A 16,390-nucleotide genomic window follows, 5' to 3' on the forward strand; every position below is an offset into this window, starting at 1 on the left:
CGGCGTTCTCCAGCCACTCGAGCTGACGGGCGAGCTGCGTCCGGGAGAAGGTGCTGAACGCGACGGTATCCGCTTCGGCCGCGGCGAGTTCGGTCGCCCGCCTGCCGCCCGCGGCGATCAGCAGCGGCACTTTGCGCCGTGGCGGAGGCAGCAGCTCGGCCCCGGCGCTCGCGTAATGGGTGCCGGTGAGGTGCACCCGCTCGCCACGGAACAGCGCGTTGACGATCCGGACCGATTCGGCGAGCCGTTCGACCCGGATCGCGCCGGACTCGACGGTGACTCCGAGGTCGCCGTAGCCATTGGCGGGTGGGCCCGCGCCGAGCCCGAGCCGGAAACGACCGCCGGAGAGCAGATCCAGCGTCGCGGCCTCTCGCGCGACGACCACCGGGTTGCGGAAATCGTTGGCCGGCACCCAGGTACCGACTTCCAACCTCGTGGTCGCCGCCGCGGCGAACGCGAGGGGGGTCAGCGGCGCGGGTCCGGCGGCGGTAGGTCGGGCACGAGCAGGGCCGAGAAACCGGCATCTTCCGCCCACTGGGCGGTCGCCGTCCATTCCTTCCCGCCGGCGGCGGAGATGGCGACGACGCCGAAACGAAACAGGCGCGGGCTCATCGGTTTTCGGAATCTCCATAGGCGCGCAAGAAGGTGTCGACCGCCGCCGTGGCGACCGCGTGCATCTCGGCGGTGGCGACCTTGCGGGTGCCGAGCCGCGAGCGGCCCTCCATCGGCCCGGTGATCAACACGAGGAACTGTTCCGCGGCGATGGCCGGGTCGCAGGCGCGCAGGCAGCCGGACAGCGACAGGCGCGCGAGCCGGTCGGCCAGCGCTTCGGCCAGTTGGTCCGACGTGCGGCTCACGACGATGTCGATCAGGTCGGGGAACTGGGCGACCTGGCCGTAGGTCAGCCACCGCAGCGACCGTGATCGCTCGGAGCAGCAGACCCGGATCAGCCGGTATGCCAGGTCTTCCAGCGCGGCGCGCAGGTCGGGGCCCGGGTTGCGCAACCGCTCCACGACGGACAGGTTCTCGGCCAGCACCGCGTCACTGACGGCCGTCAGCGCGTGCCGGAACAGCGTTTCCTTGTCGTTGAGGTGGTTGTAGATGGTCGGCTTGGCGACGCCGGCTTCCTCCGCGATCTCTTGGACACACGCCTGCGCGTAACCCCGGCGCGCGAACACGACGAACGCCGCGTCCAGGATCGCCTGCCGTTTGTCGATCCGCCCGCGCGAGGGCGTCTGCCCGGTCGGCGATGTCACTGCTGCCACTTCCGCAGTGTAGCTCACCTCCGGCGCGGTTCTTCCTTGCCGGTTCAGTTGCATGAACCGTCTCGATAACTACGAAGCCGGACATTAAATTGAACCAGCAAGTTAAATCCGCACACGCATTCCAGTACGGGAGACACCTATGACGCAACCCCTGGAAGACCGGCTCGATCCCGCCTTGCGGCGGATGATCGGCGTGATCCTGCTCGGCGGGATCATGGGCATCCTCGACGGCTCGATGGCCGCGGTCGCGGTGGACACCCTGGCCGCCAGGTTCGACACCTCCCTCGCCACCGTCGGCTGGGTGTCCACCGGCTACCTGCTGGCGCTGACGCTCACCATTCCGGTCGGCGCCTGGGCCGTCGACCGCTTCGGCGGCCGCAAACTCTGGCTCACCGGGCTCGTGGTGTTCCTGGTCGGCTCGATCGGCTCCGGACTGGCCTGGTCCATCGACAGCCTGATCGTGTTCCGAGTGATCCAGGGCATCGGAGCGGGCATCCTCGACCCGCTGATGCTCACGTTGCTGGCGCGCGCCGCGGGCCCGAATCGGATGGGCCGCGTGATGGGAGTGATGGGCATCGTCGGTTCGACCGGTCCGATTCTCGGCCCGATCGTCGGTGGTCTCATCCTGAGCAGCTTCGACTGGCGCTGGATGTTCCTGATCAACGTGCCGATCGCGATCGCCTCGTTCGTGCTGTCACTGCGGATCCTGCCCGTCGACCCACCCCGGGCCACCCGCACCCGGCTCGACGTGATCGGCGTCGCGCTGATCGGCCCGGGAGTCGCCGTCGGCGTGCTCGCGTTGTCGGAGGTCGGCCAGCGTGGTGTCTTCACGACCTGGCACGTGCTGCTTCCGCTGGCTGTCGCGATCGTGCTGCTGGCCGCTTACACCGCGCACGCGCTGCGCCAGCGGGCGACGCCGCCGCTGATCGATGTGCGATTGTTCACCCGCCTCAACTTCAGCGCCAGCGTGCTCGCGGCGGCCCTGCTCGGCCTGCTCAGTTTCGCCGGTATTCTCGCGATTCCGCTGTACTACCAACAGGTTCGGGGGTTCGACGCCTGGGAGGCCGGTCTGCTGCTTGCGCCCTTCGGCCTCGGATCGGCGATCGCGATGCCGTTGGCGGGCCGGCTCTCCGACCAACTCGGCTCCCGCCGTCTCGCACTGACCGGCGCGGTCGTGGCGCTGCTGAGCGCCCTCTGGTTCACCCAGTTCGACGCGCACACCAACGTGTGGTGGACGGCGCTGGCCGCGTTCACCTTCGGGATCGGCACGGGATCGGGGGGCGCGCCGACGATCGGATCGGTCTACCGGACACTGCCACCGGAACTGGTCCCGCAGGGCAGTTCCGTGCTGTACATGCTCAACCAGCTCGGCGCGTCGATCGGCATGCCGCCACGGCCTGGTCGGTGCGCAGCCGGAATACGCGATGCCCGACGGGGTTCGGCAACTCGACGTCGTCCTTCGCAGCGGGTCACGGGAGATCTCATCGGTCGCCGAGATCGACGACGCGGCGCGCCCGCGCGCTCTTCGCGTCAATTCCCACGGCGCGATCAGCTACCGCAAGCGCAAAATCCAGGTCGGCGCCCAGCTCGTCGGGGAGACCGTGCACACGTCCGAACACAACGGAATCGTCCGCGTGTACCACGGCCACGAACTCCTACGCGAACTCCAGCTCGGCCCGAAGGGCGCCTACCACGGCAACGGCAAGAAATCACCTGGGCGACCACTCCGGAACAAGATCGCCTGATTCGCGACACCTGCCTTACTCGATCACTCCTGCGGTACTTGCCGGGTACCGAGTCGGCGCACCAGATCAGTCAGCTCGACACCGTGACCGATGGGCGTTCCAGGTATGCACCGCCGCTCGGCCCGGCGTCGCCTCGAGCGCTGCGCCGCTCTCGGCGTCGGTGACCGTCGCCGGTAGGCATCCCGAGCATCCGGTGCCGCCGCTGGCATGCTCGCTTTCGTGCACGCGGTTCGGCGAATATTGCCCAGCGCTGGTGCGGCTTCGCGAGGAGGTTGTTCGTTCAGAGCGGACAAAAGCACCAGAGCGGCCGAAAAGCAAAGGCAAGGAGGTTGCTCACTCCTTGCCACTTTCAACATATAGCGCACCCCGGGCCTTGCGGCAAGGCCCCGGTAGTGCTGCACAATCTCCAGCCGAAGCCAGATCCTGCGGAAATCGAGGATGCGCGAAGGGCGCATGGGTCTGGCGGGACGTCGAACCGCCGGTGGCACTCGCCGTCCGGTGCGGGCACACGGGGCGCGACGGCGGGTGTGCGCGGCACCGGACGCACGCCGAGCACCGCCCGATTTGTAAGGGGTTTCATGATTGATGTGATCGTCGCCGGCGGCGGACCGACCGGTTTGATGCTGGCCTGCGAGTTACGGCTGCACGGCGTGCGCACGCGCGTGCTGGAGAAGTTGACCGAGCCGACCGAGGAGTCCCGCGGACAAGGCCTGCACGCGCGCAGTGTCGAGATGATGGACCAGCGCGGCCTGCTGGACCGATTCCTCGCGGTGAGTAAGAAGTTCCGGGTCGGCGGTCTCTTCGGCGGCATCATCAAGCCGTGGCCGGACCGGATGGATACGGCGCACCCGTACGGGCTCGCCATTCCGCAACCGGTCACCGAACGGCTGCTCAACGAGCATGCCCTGGAACTCGGCACCCAGATCCGGCGCGGCTGCGAACTGGTCGGGTTGACCCAGGACGACGACGGGGTGACCGTCGAGTCGGCGGACGGCACGCGCCTGCGCTCGCGCTACCTCGTCGGATGCGACGGCGGTCGCAGCACGGTGCGCAGACTGCTCGGCGTCGGCTTCCCTGGTGAACCCGCCACGGTCGAGACGCTGCTGGGGGTCATGGAACTGACCGAGGACCAGGCGAAGGTCGCTGCGACCGTCGCGGAGGTCTACAAGACCCAGAAGCGGTTCGGCGCCCAGCCCCTCGGAGACGGGACGTACCGCGTTGGCGTGCCCGCCGACGGGGTAGCCGAGGACCGTGCGACCGCACCGACCCTCGAGGAGTTCAGGCAGCAGCTGCGGGCGGTCGCCGGCACCGACTTCGGGGCGCATTCACCGCGCTGGCTGTCCCGTTTCGGCGACGCCACCCGGCAGGCCGAGCGTTATCGGGTCGGCCGGGTGCTGCTGGCCGGCGACGCGGCGCACATCCACCCTCCGACCGGCGGGCAGGGGCTCAACCTCGGCATCCAGGACGCGTTCAACCTCGGCTGGAAACTGGCCGCCGAGGTCAACGGCTGGGCGCCGGAAGGGTTGCTGGACAGCTACCACGCCGAAAGACACCCGGTGGGCGCCCGCGTACTGGAGAACACCCGCGCGCAGATCACGCTGATGGGAACCGATTCCGGTGCGACGGCGCTGCGGGAGCTGTTCTCGAAGCTGATGGACTTCGAGGAGGTGAACCGATACGTCACCGGGCTCATCACCGCGATCGAGGTCCACTACGACTTCGGCGAGGGGCACGAAATGCTCGGCCGTCGGATGCGGGACGTGGAGCTGAAGCGGGGGCGCCTCTACGAGCTGATGCACGACGGCCGCGGGTTGCTGCTCGACCGCACCGGCCTGCTGTCGGTGCAGGGCTGGGCAGACCGGGTCGACCACGTCGTCGACGTCGGCGAGGAACTGGAGGTGCCCGCGCTGCTGCTGCGACCGGACGGCCATGTGGCGTGGGTCGGTGAAGACCAACAGGATCTGCTCAGCGCCTTGCCGAAGTGGTTCGGCGCCTCCGTCCGCTGAGCAGACGACTTCACCGAGCCCGGCCCGTGAAAGAATCGCTTTGACATGAGCACCCAGGGAGAACAGAACGACATACCACTGATCAGTGACCGGCTGGTCCTACGTGATTTCGCCGCCACGGATGAGGAGGCGGTGCACGCCTTCGCAGGAGATCCCGCGGTCACCCGTTTCACCGACTGGGGACCGAACAGCGTCGACGACACCCGCGCCTTTCTCGCGGACGCCACTGCGGAAGCCGCCGACCCACAGCGGGCTACCTTCACCCTCGCGGTGATCCATACCCGCTCCGGGCAGCTCATCGGTTCGGCAGCGATAGGCGTCACCAGCACCCAACACCGGCGAGGTGAGTTCGGCTTCGTGTTCCACCGCGATTTCTGGTCACAGGGCTACGCCACCGAAGCCGGCATGCTGCTGCTACGGTTCGGCTTCGACCGACTGCGGCTTCGGCGCATCAGCGCGACATGCCATCCAGACAATCACGCCTCCGCTCGGGTACTGGAAAAGGTCGGATCGACTCTCGAGGGCAGGATGCGCAGCCACCTGTTCGTCCGCGGAGCATGGCGCGACTCGCTGCTCTACGCCGCTGTCGACGGCACGAACTGACAGCGGGCGACAACCGTTGCCGCACCGCGAACTACGACGCACCGACTCCGAATTCCGCTCACCTGCGCGTTCGGAACGCCTGTCGGTGTACGAACAGCCGCGGTCGCCAGAGGATCTCGTGTGCCTCGTGTGCCTCGTGGGTTCGTTGCCGACTCCGTTCGAGACCTCGCGCATACCTCTTCTTCGGTTTCGCGCAGTGGGCTGGTCGGAGTCGGTGCCGCTCAGGCGGCGGAAGCCGTGATGGCGGATGGCGGTGTGCTCGAGGTCAGCTGGATCGAGTGATCTCGGCTTTCTTCGCCGCCAGCCGCGCGGCGAATTCCGGGGATTCGAGGGACGCCACCTGGGGCACGATCTCGGCGTCCACGGCGTCGGTGTGGGCGTCGAGGTTCGCGGTGTGGCGCATGGTGCGCTTCGTGGTGATCAGCAGATCGCGCGGCGCTTCGGCGGCGCCCGCGGCGAAGTCGAGCGCGGCGGCGAGCAGTGCGTCGTGATCACCGTCGACCACCCGGTGCGCCAACCCGGCGGCGAGGGCGGTGTCGGCGTCGAGGATCTCGCCGAACAAAGTCATCGCGGCGGCTCGTTGCGGCCCGACGGCGCGCTGCAGCATCCAGGTCATCCCGCCGCCGGGATGGATGCCGAGCCGCAGGAACCGCGCGTCGAACCGGGCGCGGCGCCCGGCGATCCGGACGTCGGCGGCCAGCGCCAGATTGAGTCCCGCGCCGACGGCGGCGCCGCCGACCGCGGCGATGGTCGGCAGTGCGCAGCGCGCGACCGCGAGGAATCCGTCGTAGATCACCCGCAGGCCCTGCTCGCGCGCCTCGCCGAGTGCGCTGAGATCGGCGCCCGCGCAGAACGCGGGCGGGGTTCCGGTGACGATCACCGCGTGCACGCCGGTATCGGCCTCGGCCTCGGCCACCGCGGCGGCCAATTGTTCGGACAGCGCCGGTGTCAACGCGTTCCGCCGATCCGGGTCGTGCACGGTGATCACCGCGACCTTGTCCCGCCGCTCACTGCTGATCTCCGCCATGACCGGATCGTAGGCGCCGGGAACGACCGGCGACACACGGGGACCGTGGTCACGTCCGCGCCTGCGGATCCGCACCGTCACTCGGCGTCCGCAAAACGTCGCTCGAGCAGCGTTCGGCGACCGCGGGATGGGAACGAACAGGCGGAAATCGATGATCGGCAAACGGGCATGTGCGAAAGGTAACTGTATTCGGGAAGCGCCGCCGCGTCCACCGTTTGCTTCGCGCTGAATCAAAGGATTCATATCTGCGCGGTATGGCGCAGTCATTCTGCCGGATGCCGGATGCCGGTTTCCGGAGCTGTACGCCGTCGTTTTCGAATCTGGATGAAGACAACCATGGACGCGAAATAGCGCGTGCTCAACGATCGCTGCACTGCGATCAACAGATCAAGTCGGTTCAGCTGGTGGTCTTGCCCCCGCCGAACACCGAGGACGCCCTGCGGCGCGGGCAGATCGACGTCGCCGCCTCGAGCGGGCAGTTCCAGAAGCGTGCGATCGCGAACGGCGGACTCCGCGCGGTATTCACCGATTACGAGCAGTTCGGTCCGTTCAACGGCGGTCAATACGTCTTCCGGAACGACTTCATCGCCGAGAACCCCGATAGCGTCCGGGCATTCGTCGACGGGGCTGCCAAAGCGATCGAATGGCAGAAGACGACTCCGCGGGAGCAGGTCATCGCGAAGTTCACCGAGTTCATCGAGAAGCGCGAGCGGTCGGGTGAGGACGCTTCGTCGGTGAAGTACTGGCTGTCGGTCGGGGTGCCTGCTACCAACGGCGTGATCGTCGACACCGATTTCCTGCGCTGGGAGGATTGGTTGCGCGACACCGGCGCGATCACCATCACCGGTGCGTTCGAACCGTCGAAGTTCTACACCAACAAGTACAACACGCAGGCTACGAAATAGTGCGTGAAGCGGATCGGGCGCCGCGGTGCCGCGGCTCCCGATCCGTTCGGGCCGGGCGCAGGCTCGGCTGGTCAGCGTTCTTCGACGCGGTCGATCCGCTCGGCCAAGGGATGTACACCGGGATGTAGCGAGCCATCACTCCGGCGCCGAGCGCCGACACCCCTCCGATGGTGAGGACCGCGACCGCCAGCGGACCGATAGCCGCCAATCCACTGATCGCCAGCGGTCCGACGAAGAAGCCGCCGTCGTGGGTGAGCCGCCACGCGGCGAGGAACTCGGCGCGGCTGGTCGCGGGCGCGATGTCGGCGCCGATGGTCATGATGACGCCGTTGCCGATTCCGTTGCCGATTCCGTTGCCGATCCCCATGACGATCGCCGCGATACTGAGCGTGAGTACCGAATCGGTCAGTGGCACAGCAAGATAGGCGACGGTCAGGATGACCAGCGACGGCACCGCGATGAATCGCCTGCCGTAACGGTCCATCAGATGGCCCGCGGGGTAGGCGCACAGCACATCCAGGCCCGCCCCGATCCCGAAGATCAGACTGGCGGTCGCGGCCTCGACGCCGAGGTGATCGGCCCATAGTGGCAGAACGGCCTCGCGTGACGACCGCGCGGCGCCCATGAGCAATGACCCGGTGCCCAGCGTCAGCAAGAGTGTGCGATGGGCGCGTGCCACTCCGATCAGGGACTGTGGTGGTTGCGGTGCCGCCGACGCCGAGGTCTGTGGATCCAGCGCCATGACGGGCGCCGCGGCTCCCATGCCGATTCCATACGCTGCCGCTGGTAGGTAGACAGTGAACAACAGCGGTCGCAGCGAAGTGAGTTCGGCGGAAATTTCGTCTTGCCGATAAGCGGTCATGCGACTGTCCGGGTATTCACGGGAGAAACCGTGTCACGCAGTGGACTATGCGGTGAATTCATCGGACCGCGATCGGAAGTGGACGTCAGCAAGAATTTCACAGCCTCGCAGATCGGATGATGGGACCATTTCGCATCACTGTACGGATCCACCGATCGTTTACGTACCGTGCAGATCGCGGTGATTCGAATTCGGTGGCCCGCACCGGCGCTGTCGTGCAACGCTTCTCGCTGAATCGGCGGCGAGAACCACGGTCACCCGGGCAAATCCGTCCGCTGGTGCGGATCGGCGGCGATCGAGCGACGGAACCGGGTAGGTTCCGGAGTGGAGGGACTGCTCGTCACCGCCTACTCGATGAGCTTTTCGCTCTTCAGCCATTCGTAGGCGACATCGGCGGGATCCTCTCCGTCGATGTCGACACGACCGTTCAGATCCTGCATCAGCTCGTCGGTGAGGCGCTCGGAGATCGTTCCGAGCAGGGTCCGCAACTGCGGGTAGCGGTCGATGACGGCGCCACGGACTACGGCCGTGCCGCTGTAGGGGAGGAAGAACTTCTGGTCATCGTCGAGGACGACCAGATTCAGGTTCTTGACCCGTCCGTCGGTGGTGTAGATCATGCCGAAGTTGCACGGGGCGCCCTTCTCCGTCGCCGTGTAGACGACGCCTGCGTCCATCCGCGTGACGTTGCCGGACGGCACCCCGTTCGGAGCGTTGTACGGGATCCCGTACTTCTGCAGCATCGGAATGAAACCGTCCGAGCGACTGAAGAATTCGTCGTCGACGCAGAACGTACGGTCGGGTACCGGGAGCGCGGCCACGTCGGAGAGGGACCGAACCTTCAGTCGCTCGGCGTTCGGCGTCGATGTGCCGAAGGCGTACGTGTCGTTGAAGTTGGCCGGCGGTAGCCACTCCAGATCGTGGTCACGCTTCTCGATGTCGTGCACACGCTGCCAGAGCTGCTGCGGGTCCGAGATCGTCTCGGTCTGGTTGTGGTAGTTCACCCAACCGGTGCCGGTGTACTCCCAGAGCACGTCGGCGTCCCCGTTGAGCTGGGCTTGGCGAGACGACGCGGAACCCGGCGCGCCGGTGAGGTCGGTGACGTCGGCGCCCGCCGCGCCCAGATAGGTCGCGGTGATCTTGCCCAGCAGTACGCCCTCGGTGAAGCTCTTCGAGGTGACGACCAGCTTCGCACCGTCCAGCGGCCGCGCACCGTCCGGCAGACGGGCGTCGTGGAACGTTCCGGACGAGCTCACCAGTCCGCACCCGGCGAGCATCGACACAGTCGCGGCGAGCGCGGACATCAGGATGAGCAGCCGGGCTCGTGGCGATCTCATGCGATACCTCGTGGGGTCGCGGCCAGTTCGACGAGTCGGCCGAGCCAGTCGATGGTCAACGCCAGGAGTCCGACCAGGACGGCGCCGGAGATGAGCAGCTTGGGCAGGAAGAGTGTGACGCCGGTCGTGATCAGCGTGCCGAGGCTGGTCGCGCCGATGAACGTGCTCAGCGTCGCGGTACCGACCAGGATGACCAGCGCGGTACGCACACCGTTGAGGATCACCGGCACCGCGAGCGGTAGCTCGACCTGGAACAGCGTTCGCGCGCCCGAATAGCCGATGCCCCGCGACGCCTCGATCGTGCGCTGATCGACCTGCCGGAGCCCGATGATCGTGTTCTGCAGGATCGGCAGGATCGCGTACACGACGAGACCGACGATCGCCGTGCGGAATCCGGTGCCCAACCAGAAGGTGAACAAGACGAGCAGGCCCACCGCGGGCGCGGCCTGGCCGATATTGGCGACATTGACGGCGATCGGCTCGAGCCGCCGCAACCCGGGGCGGGTCAACGCGATGCCCAGCGGGATCGCGACGACGACCACGATCACCGTGGCCACCACCGTCAGCTCGATGTGCGCGAGGATCGTGGTCCGCAGGTTGTCCCAGCCGAGGGACGCCTTCTCGGTCGGGGTGAACGTGGTCGACCGATGCCAGATGACGTATCCGATCCCGATGACGAGGATGATGATCGGCTCGAACCACACGTCGATCGGGACGCGGCGCAGACGACTCATGACGGCTCGGCCGATCCGGGTTCGTCGTCGGCGGCGACCACCGGCGTGGGCGCCGGATCGGTTCCGTCGATGTACGTCTCGTACGACAGGTCCTCGTCGGCGCGGCCCTCGGCGAGTTTGGTCCGGATCACCTCGGTGACCGAACCGATGCCCAGCGAGCCGATGACCGCTCCGCGCCCGTCGGTGACGAGTGCGGCCCCTTGGCTGGTGGCGAGCATGGCGTCGAGCGCGTCGTTGAGAGTCGAGGAACGCGCGACGACCGGCAACCGCCGATCGAGATAGTCGGAGATCTCCGGTTTGGTCGCCAACTCCGCGAGGGAGGGCCACGACCGCGGCCGTCCGGCCTCGTCGACGACGACGACCCAGGTGTGTCCGGCAGCCTTCGCGCGTTCGATCACACCCTGCGCCGACTCGCCGACCCGAGCGGTGATCACCTCGTCGTAGGCCACGTCGCGCACGCGCGACACGGTCAGATACGCCAGCTTCGCGCCGGACCCGACGAACTCCTCCACGAACGGCGTCGCCGGGTCGGTGAGGATCTCCTCCGGGTGTGCGTACTGCTCGACGTGACCTCCCTGGGACAGGATGAGCACCTTGTCGCCCAGCTTGGTGGCTTCCTCGAAGTCGTGCGTGACTATCACGATGGTCTTGCCGAGTTCCTGCTGGATCGCGATCAGGCTGTCCTGCAAGCGGACCCGGGTGATCGGATCGACCGCGCCGAAGGGCTCGTCCATGAGCAGGACCGGCGGGTCCGCCGCGAGCGCGCGTGCGACCCCGACCCGCTGCTGCTGCCCACCGGACATGTCCTTCGGCAGCCGGTCGGCGAAGGTGCCGGGGTCGAGACCGACCAGATCGAGCAGGTACTCGGTGCGTTCGGCGATCCGCTTCTTGTCCCACCCGAGCACCCGCGGGATGGCGCCGACGTTCTTGGCGACCGACCAGTGGGGGAACAGGCCACCGGACTGGATGACATACCCGATCGACTGCCGCAGCTTGTCGGGGTCCTCCCTGGTGACGTCGCGACCGCCGATGAGGATTCTGCCTTCGGTCGGTTCGATCAGCCGGTTGATCATCTTGAGGGTGGTCGTCTTGCCGCAGCCGGACGGGCCGACGAACGCGACGATGTCGCCCGCCTCGATCTCCAGGTCCAGGCGTTCGACCGCGGGCTTCTGCTGACCCTTGTAGCGCTTGACGACCGAGTCCAGCTCGATGGACGCCCCGGTCACGTTGCGCTCGGCGGTCGCCGGGGCGGGCTGACTGGTCACATCGTCGGTCATGAAAGTCCCTTTGCGATCGTGAGGCGTCCGAGCAGGACGAGGAGCGCGTCGAACACCAGCGCGATGATGACGATGAGGATGGTGCCCGTCAGAGCCATCTCGAGAGCGTTCGCGCCACCGAGCCGGGAGAGGCCGTTGAAGATCAGTGATCCGAGGCCCGGTCCCAGCACATAGGCGACAATTGCGGCGACGCCGACGATCATCTGCGTGGACACTCTGATGCCGGTGAGGATCACCGGCCAGGCGATCGGCAATTCGACGGTCAGCAGGATGCGCCATCGCGAAAAGCCGATGCCTTGCGCGGATTCGACGACCGAGGCCGGTACCGAACGCAAACCCACGATCGCGTTGCCGATCACCGGCAACGCCGCGAAGAACGCCAACATGACGAACGACGGGACCACCCCGAGCCCGAACGGGACCAGCAGAATCGCCAGCAGTGCCAGCGAAGGAATCGTCAGCGCCACTCGGCTCGAGGTCAGGGAAAGCGCGGACAACAGCGGGAGACGATAAACCGCCACCGCGATGACGACGGCGACGACAGTTCCGACGAAGACTGTCTGAAACGCCAGGGAGGCATGCTGATAGGTGAGGAACGCCAGAACCTCCCCCCGTCCCTGGATGTAACTCCACAAATTCACGGGATTCCCATCGTCGGCCGAAGACCAGTCGGTACCGGTCCGCGCGTAGTCATCGGACGCGCGAGCCGTAATAGAGTAATCTATGCTGCTCTTTCGGTTCCGCAGGGCGCGCGGCGTGTGATTCACCCGCCTGCCGAAATCACGGCCGTTTCCGACCGGTACCGGGAGGGGAACAATGCGTCGCGTACTCATCCATATCTTCACTCACGATGAGTTCGATGCGATCGGTCCGAATCGAAGGCATACGGTTTGCGTGATTCGGACGAATCCGCGGTCGAGCATGTCGCTCCAGGCGGGTCACCCGGTCCTGGAACAGCCGGAACAGCGCATGCGACTCGTGGCTGGGCAGGCCGACGATCTCCTTTACGAAACACCCAAGCAGCAGGGCGCGCTCACCGGTCTCCGGGTGGACTTCCACCACGGGATGCTCGGTCTCGAAATAGGTGGACTCGAATTCGCGACGGTAGGCCCTGGCGTTCTCGTCCGGGGTGTCCTCGATGGTGGCGGCATAGTCGTACCGGTTGATGTGCCGCGCACGCAGACTCTCGGCCAGCCGTTTCAGCGGCTCCGGGAGCGAGTTGTACGCGGCGACAGTCGAAGCCCAGGTTGTCGAACCGCCGTAGCTGGGCAGCGACACCGCGCGCAGGATCGATGCCTTCGGGACGCGATCGACGAAGGTGACGTCGGTATGCCACGTGTTGGAGCGCCCGTGGCGGGAATCGATGGCCAGACTCTTCACACCGGCCGAGGTGATGGTCGGGTGCGGGGTGGTCGGCTGCCCGAGCAATTGCGCGAACTCGTACTGGCCGTCCTCCGTCAAATGGTGCTGTCCGCGAAAGAAGATCACCTTGTGCTCATCGAGCGCGGCGCGAATGGTGGCGACGGTCGCCGTGTCCAGGTCACCACCGAGCCGGACCCAGTCGATCTGCGCGCCGAGGTGGGTACCGAGCTTGACCACTCGCACGGAGGTCGCGGAGTCAGCTATCTGATCGGCGGACATACCAGGGCCTTTCGCTCGAACCTGACGAACGAGTCAGAGGAAACCACCCGTGGCACGGCCCGGCCAGCATTACGGTCACGCAGATCGAAACAGGCGATTGCGCGCCGATCGACCGCTCGATCACGATCGGCGGTGCCGTACGGGACGTACGGGCTCGACGAAGACGCGCGACGCGCTAGCTCACCGAGCGAAGGCGGTGCAGCGTGGCGGGATCGAGGTCGAGGGTCAGGTCGATCGGACCGAGTTCGGTGGCGATACGCGCGAATTCCGCGACCCAGCGGCTGACCGGCTCGGCACGGTGCACGAGGCCCCAGCTCAGCGTCGGCCCCTCATCGATCGGGAGGTACACGGCGTCGCCGCGGTCGTAGTACTTGATCGCCTGCCCGCACGCGAAGGCCACCGCGTCTCCGGATGTCACGGCCCACAGGACCTCCTCCCGCGTGGGCGCGGGAGCGCCCGAATCCCGCGGACCCGCAGCCACCGGCGAGAACGACTCTTCCCAGTACTCCGGGATCGGCAGCCCGGAGGGAAGGACCTGGTACTCGGCCAAGTCCGCCAAGGAGACCGATGCGCGACCGGCCAATTCGTGCGTGCGCCCGACCACCAGCACGATGGGCTCGGTGAACGCTTCGGGCCCCACCCGCAGGTCCGGTTCCCGCACGGGCAGAGCCACCAGGGCCACGTCGACGTCACCATTGCGGATCAGCCCGAAGGGGTCGTCGATCCGGATCTCGCGCATGCGCAATTCGACATGCGGACATCGGCTCCTGAACAGCGCCGTCAGGGGAGCCAAGTCCTGCCACATGGGCCCCAGCACGCCCAGCGTCAACGTGTCCGGTCCGCCACGCGCGATGTTCGCGGCCGACTCCATGCCCTCCAGGATCCGGCGATAACCCGCCTGGAGGTCGTCTCGAAGCTGCTCGCCCAGCGGGGTCAAGGTCACTTTGCGACTTGTTCGCTCGAACAGGGGCGCACCGATCCGCCGTTCCTGCCTGGCGATCGTCTGACTCACGCGGGGTGTGGAGATGTGCAGCCGCTCAGCGGTACGTCCGAAGTGCAACTCCTCGGCAAGGGTCAGGAAAATCTCGATCTCGCGTAACTCCACCTCGTCATAGTCCTCATCGTTAACCCCCGGCGCAACTGACGTTTCGCGATTGCTCATTGTTCGCGAGGCATCTCGGCGGAAGGCTATGAGTCATAGCAGAAGCAACACGGCGGGAGAGAACGGTGCACACCAGGATCCGAGACGAGAGGGCACGGCCATGGCAGTCGTACGAACGCACCGATACGTCGTCGTGACCGGCAAACTGGCGCAGCTGCTGGAGCAGCGCACCCGGTTGATCCGGAGCATCCGGGCGGCGAACGCGGCTTTCACCGCGGCCACCTTGATTCGGCAGGACGACGGGTCCTACCTCGACATCTGGCGCTGGGAGTCGGCCGAGGCGATGCGAGGAACAACGCTGGTGCAGAACTTCCCGCTGGTCGAGGCGACCGCGACACTGACCACATACCACTCCGTACTGGACGGCAAGGTACTCGACGAGCGGTAGCCCGCCCGCCGGAACCGTCCGGTTGTCACCCCATCCGCGCCTCGCGCGGATTCACCTGGAAAACCACCGCACGAAATCGGTGCCGACCGCCGCTGGGCTGTCGTCGCCGGCCGATCGTGCGCAGAAGAGGAGAGCGCAATGAACCGCAACAACTGGTACCGGCAGCTGCACCGCTGGATGTCCGTCATCTTCACGGCGACCGTCGTCGTCTGCTTCGTCGCCGCCGCGTTGGGGCTCACGGAATCCGCGATCTGGGTGTTCTATCTGCCGCTGCCCCCGCTGTTCTTGCTCATGGGCACCGGCCTCTACATGTTCGTACTGCCCTACCGCCGGAAGCGGCCGCCGAGCTCCGCGCTTGCCGCTTCCGGCCGGTCTTCCTCCTGACGGGATGGTTCCAGCCGCACCGGTATGGTGGCGCCATCACGTGCGGCAACCGAGCAGAACCGGAATGGCCGTGGCGCACTACCACGCTCGCATCACGTAAGCGGCCCGGTACCGGGCCGCTTACGCGGCGGCGCGGTGCGTGGCGCTGCCGGCCGACCGCCGGCCGGTCTGCTTCAATCGATATATGTGCAGGTGGATGGCTTATTCGGGTGAGCAGATCCTGGCCGAGGACCTCTTGTTCCGGCCGGTGCATTCCCTGATCGATCAGAGCTTGCACTCCCGCCTCGGTGCGACGACGACGAACGGTGACGGCTTCGGCATCGGCTGGTACGGCGAAGGCCCGCGCCCGGCGGTTTTCAAGAACGTCGAACCGGCATGGAACGACCGCAACCTGCGGGAGATCGCCGCTCAGGTGCGCACATCGCTGTTCTTCGCGCATGTGCGCGCCTCGACCGGCACGGAGGTGCAGCGCAGCAACTGTCACCCGTTCCGGCACGGGCACTGGTTGTGGATGCACAACGGAGCGCTGCGCGATTTCCGCAGGACCAAGCGCGACCTGATGACGGCGGTCGACCCGGCCCTGTTCACCGACATCGAGGGTTCGACGGATTCCGAAACGCTCTTCTTCCTGGCGCTGACCTTCGGACTCGTCGACGACCCGTTCGGCGCGGTCGCTCGTGCGGTCGGCTTCGTCGAGGAGGTCGGCCGCGCACACGGCGTCGTAGCCCCGGTGCAGATGACCGTCGCGACGACCGACGGCGAGTCCATGTGGTTCTTCAGGTACTCCAGTGAACACCTCACACGGTCGCTGTTCTATTCCAACGATGTTGCGAAGGTGCGGGCCCTGCACCCGGAAGTGAAATCGCTGCGCCAGCTGAGTGCGGACGCGCGACTCGTCGTTTCCGAGCCGCTGCGCGACCTGCCGGGGGCGTGGAACGAAGTCCCGGAAGCCTCGGCAGGCGTCGTCCGTACCGGTCACGAGGAAACTCGCCCGTTCCAGCCGATCTCGCCTTGAACTACCCTCGGGCCGGCACGGATGATCGGCGTCACCCGCTTC

The 16,390-nt window shown here is 66.8% G+C and carries 17 protein-coding genes and 1 pseudogene; 7 read left to right on the forward strand and 11 right to left on the reverse strand.

Translation table 11 applies throughout. The annotated features are described in order from the left end of the window. Positions 1-31 precede the first annotated feature (31 nt). The 3 genes and pseudogenes from LTT66_RS37510 to LTT66_RS29340 form a co-directional block, all read right to left on the reverse strand. Positions 32-535: pseudogene (locus tag LTT66_RS37510) on the reverse strand (LLM class flavin-dependent oxidoreductase); the annotation flags it as partial. Then, entirely contained in the window at positions 466-612 is a 147-nt protein-coding gene (locus LTT66_RS29335) for a hypothetical protein (RefSeq protein WP_233061814.1), read from the reverse strand. The gene LTT66_RS29335 and the pseudogene LTT66_RS37510, both read right to left, overlap by 70 nt. Further along, entirely contained in the window at positions 609-1,265 is a 657-nt protein-coding gene (locus tag LTT66_RS29340; protein ID WP_233061815.1) for a TetR/AcrR family transcriptional regulator, read from the reverse strand. The genes LTT66_RS29335 and LTT66_RS29340 overlap by 4 nt, the downstream gene beginning before the upstream one ends. A 139-nt stretch (positions 1,266-1,404) precedes the next feature. On the opposite strand from LTT66_RS29340, the gene LTT66_RS29345 reads away from it, so the two are divergent. The 3 genes from LTT66_RS29345 (at position 1,405) to LTT66_RS29355 (ending at position 5,619) form a co-directional block, all read left to right on the forward strand. Next, entirely contained in the window at positions 1,405-3,174 is a 1,770-nt protein-coding gene (locus tag LTT66_RS29345) for a DHA2 family efflux MFS transporter permease subunit (RefSeq protein ID WP_233061816.1), read from the forward strand. 414 nt (positions 3,175-3,588) lie between these two features. After that, positions 3,589-5,016, forward strand: a complete 1,428-nt coding sequence (gene rox / locus LTT66_RS29350) for a rifampin monooxygenase (RefSeq protein WP_233061817.1) — start codon at positions 3,589-3,591, stop codon at positions 5,014-5,016. A 45-nt stretch (positions 5,017-5,061) separates the two neighbouring features. Then, a complete protein-coding gene (locus tag LTT66_RS29355) occupies positions 5,062-5,619 on the forward strand; it encodes a GNAT family N-acetyltransferase (RefSeq protein WP_233061818.1) in 558 nt (185 codons plus the stop codon). Between the two features lie 265 nt (positions 5,620-5,884). Here LTT66_RS29355 and LTT66_RS29360 read toward each other — a convergent pair whose 3' ends face one another. Next, positions 5,885-6,646, reverse strand: a complete 762-nt coding sequence (locus LTT66_RS29360) for an enoyl-CoA hydratase (RefSeq protein WP_181721931.1) — start codon at positions 6,644-6,646, stop codon at positions 5,885-5,887. Between the two features lie 404 nt (positions 6,647-7,050). Between LTT66_RS29360 and LTT66_RS29365 the strand changes: the two genes are divergently transcribed. Next, positions 7,051-7,551 carry an ABC transporter substrate-binding protein gene (locus LTT66_RS29365; RefSeq protein WP_233061819.1) on the forward strand — a complete coding sequence of 167 codons (501 nt, stop codon included), beginning with the start codon at positions 7,051-7,053 and terminating at the stop codon, positions 7,549-7,551. Here the strand turns inward: LTT66_RS29365 and LTT66_RS29370 are convergent. From LTT66_RS29370 to LTT66_RS29400, 7 genes are all read right to left on the reverse strand, one after another. Then, the gene (locus LTT66_RS29370) at positions 7,541-8,314 is read right to left on the reverse strand and encodes an MFS transporter (protein WP_408638687.1); all 774 of its coding nucleotides are present in this window, start codon (positions 8,312-8,314) and stop codon (positions 7,541-7,543) included. The two genes, LTT66_RS29365 and LTT66_RS29370, sit on opposite strands and share 11 nt — an antisense overlap. 446 nt (positions 8,315-8,760) lie before the next feature. After that, positions 8,761-9,747, reverse strand: a complete 987-nt coding sequence (locus LTT66_RS29375; protein ID WP_233061820.1) for a glycine betaine ABC transporter substrate-binding protein — start codon at positions 9,745-9,747, stop codon at positions 8,761-8,763. After that, positions 9,744-10,481 (reverse strand): ABC transporter permease, encoded by a 738-nt coding sequence (locus LTT66_RS29380; RefSeq protein WP_233061821.1) that lies wholly within the window; start codon positions 10,479-10,481, stop codon positions 9,744-9,746. The genes LTT66_RS29375 and LTT66_RS29380 overlap by 4 nt, the downstream gene beginning before the upstream one ends. Beyond that, entirely contained in the window at positions 10,478-11,758 is a 1,281-nt protein-coding gene (locus tag LTT66_RS29385; RefSeq protein WP_233061822.1) for an ABC transporter ATP-binding protein, read from the reverse strand. Before LTT66_RS29385 ends, LTT66_RS29380 begins: the two co-directional genes overlap by 4 nt. Then, positions 11,755-12,399, reverse strand: coding sequence for an ABC transporter permease (locus LTT66_RS29390; protein WP_233069438.1), 645 nt, complete (start codon positions 12,397-12,399; stop codon positions 11,755-11,757). The genes LTT66_RS29385 and LTT66_RS29390 overlap by 4 nt, the downstream gene beginning before the upstream one ends. A 139-nt stretch (positions 12,400-12,538) precedes the next feature. Next, positions 12,539-13,399: a TauD/TfdA dioxygenase family protein gene (locus tag LTT66_RS29395; protein WP_233061823.1), complete on the reverse strand. Its 861-nt coding sequence runs from the start codon at positions 13,397-13,399 to the stop codon at positions 12,539-12,541. A 175-nt stretch (positions 13,400-13,574) separates the two neighbouring features. Continuing rightward, positions 13,575-14,561 (reverse strand): LysR family transcriptional regulator, encoded by a 987-nt coding sequence (locus tag LTT66_RS29400; protein ID WP_233061824.1) that lies wholly within the window; start codon positions 14,559-14,561, stop codon positions 13,575-13,577. 100 nt (positions 14,562-14,661) lie between these two features. On the opposite strand from LTT66_RS29400, the gene LTT66_RS29405 reads away from it, so the two are divergent. The 3 genes from LTT66_RS29405 to LTT66_RS29415 all read left to right on the forward strand — a co-directional run bounded on the left by LTT66_RS29405 (position 14,662) and on the right by LTT66_RS29415 (position 16,348). Then, positions 14,662-14,949, forward strand: a complete 288-nt coding sequence (locus tag LTT66_RS29405; protein ID WP_233061825.1) for a hypothetical protein — start codon at positions 14,662-14,664, stop codon at positions 14,947-14,949. A gap of 138 nt (positions 14,950-15,087) precedes the next feature. After that, complete coding sequence (locus LTT66_RS29410; RefSeq protein ID WP_043698471.1) at positions 15,088-15,333, forward strand: hypothetical protein; 246 nt, start codon at positions 15,088-15,090, stop codon at positions 15,331-15,333. A gap of 196 nt (positions 15,334-15,529) precedes the next feature. Beyond that, positions 15,530-16,348, forward strand: coding sequence for a class II glutamine amidotransferase (locus LTT66_RS29415; protein ID WP_233061826.1), 819 nt, complete (start codon positions 15,530-15,532; stop codon positions 16,346-16,348). Positions 16,349-16,390: the final 42 nt, after the last annotated feature.

The organism is Nocardia gipuzkoensis (assembly GCF_021183645.1).
GTDB classification, from domain to species: domain Bacteria; phylum Actinomycetota; class Actinomycetes; order Mycobacteriales; family Mycobacteriaceae; genus Nocardia; species Nocardia abscessus.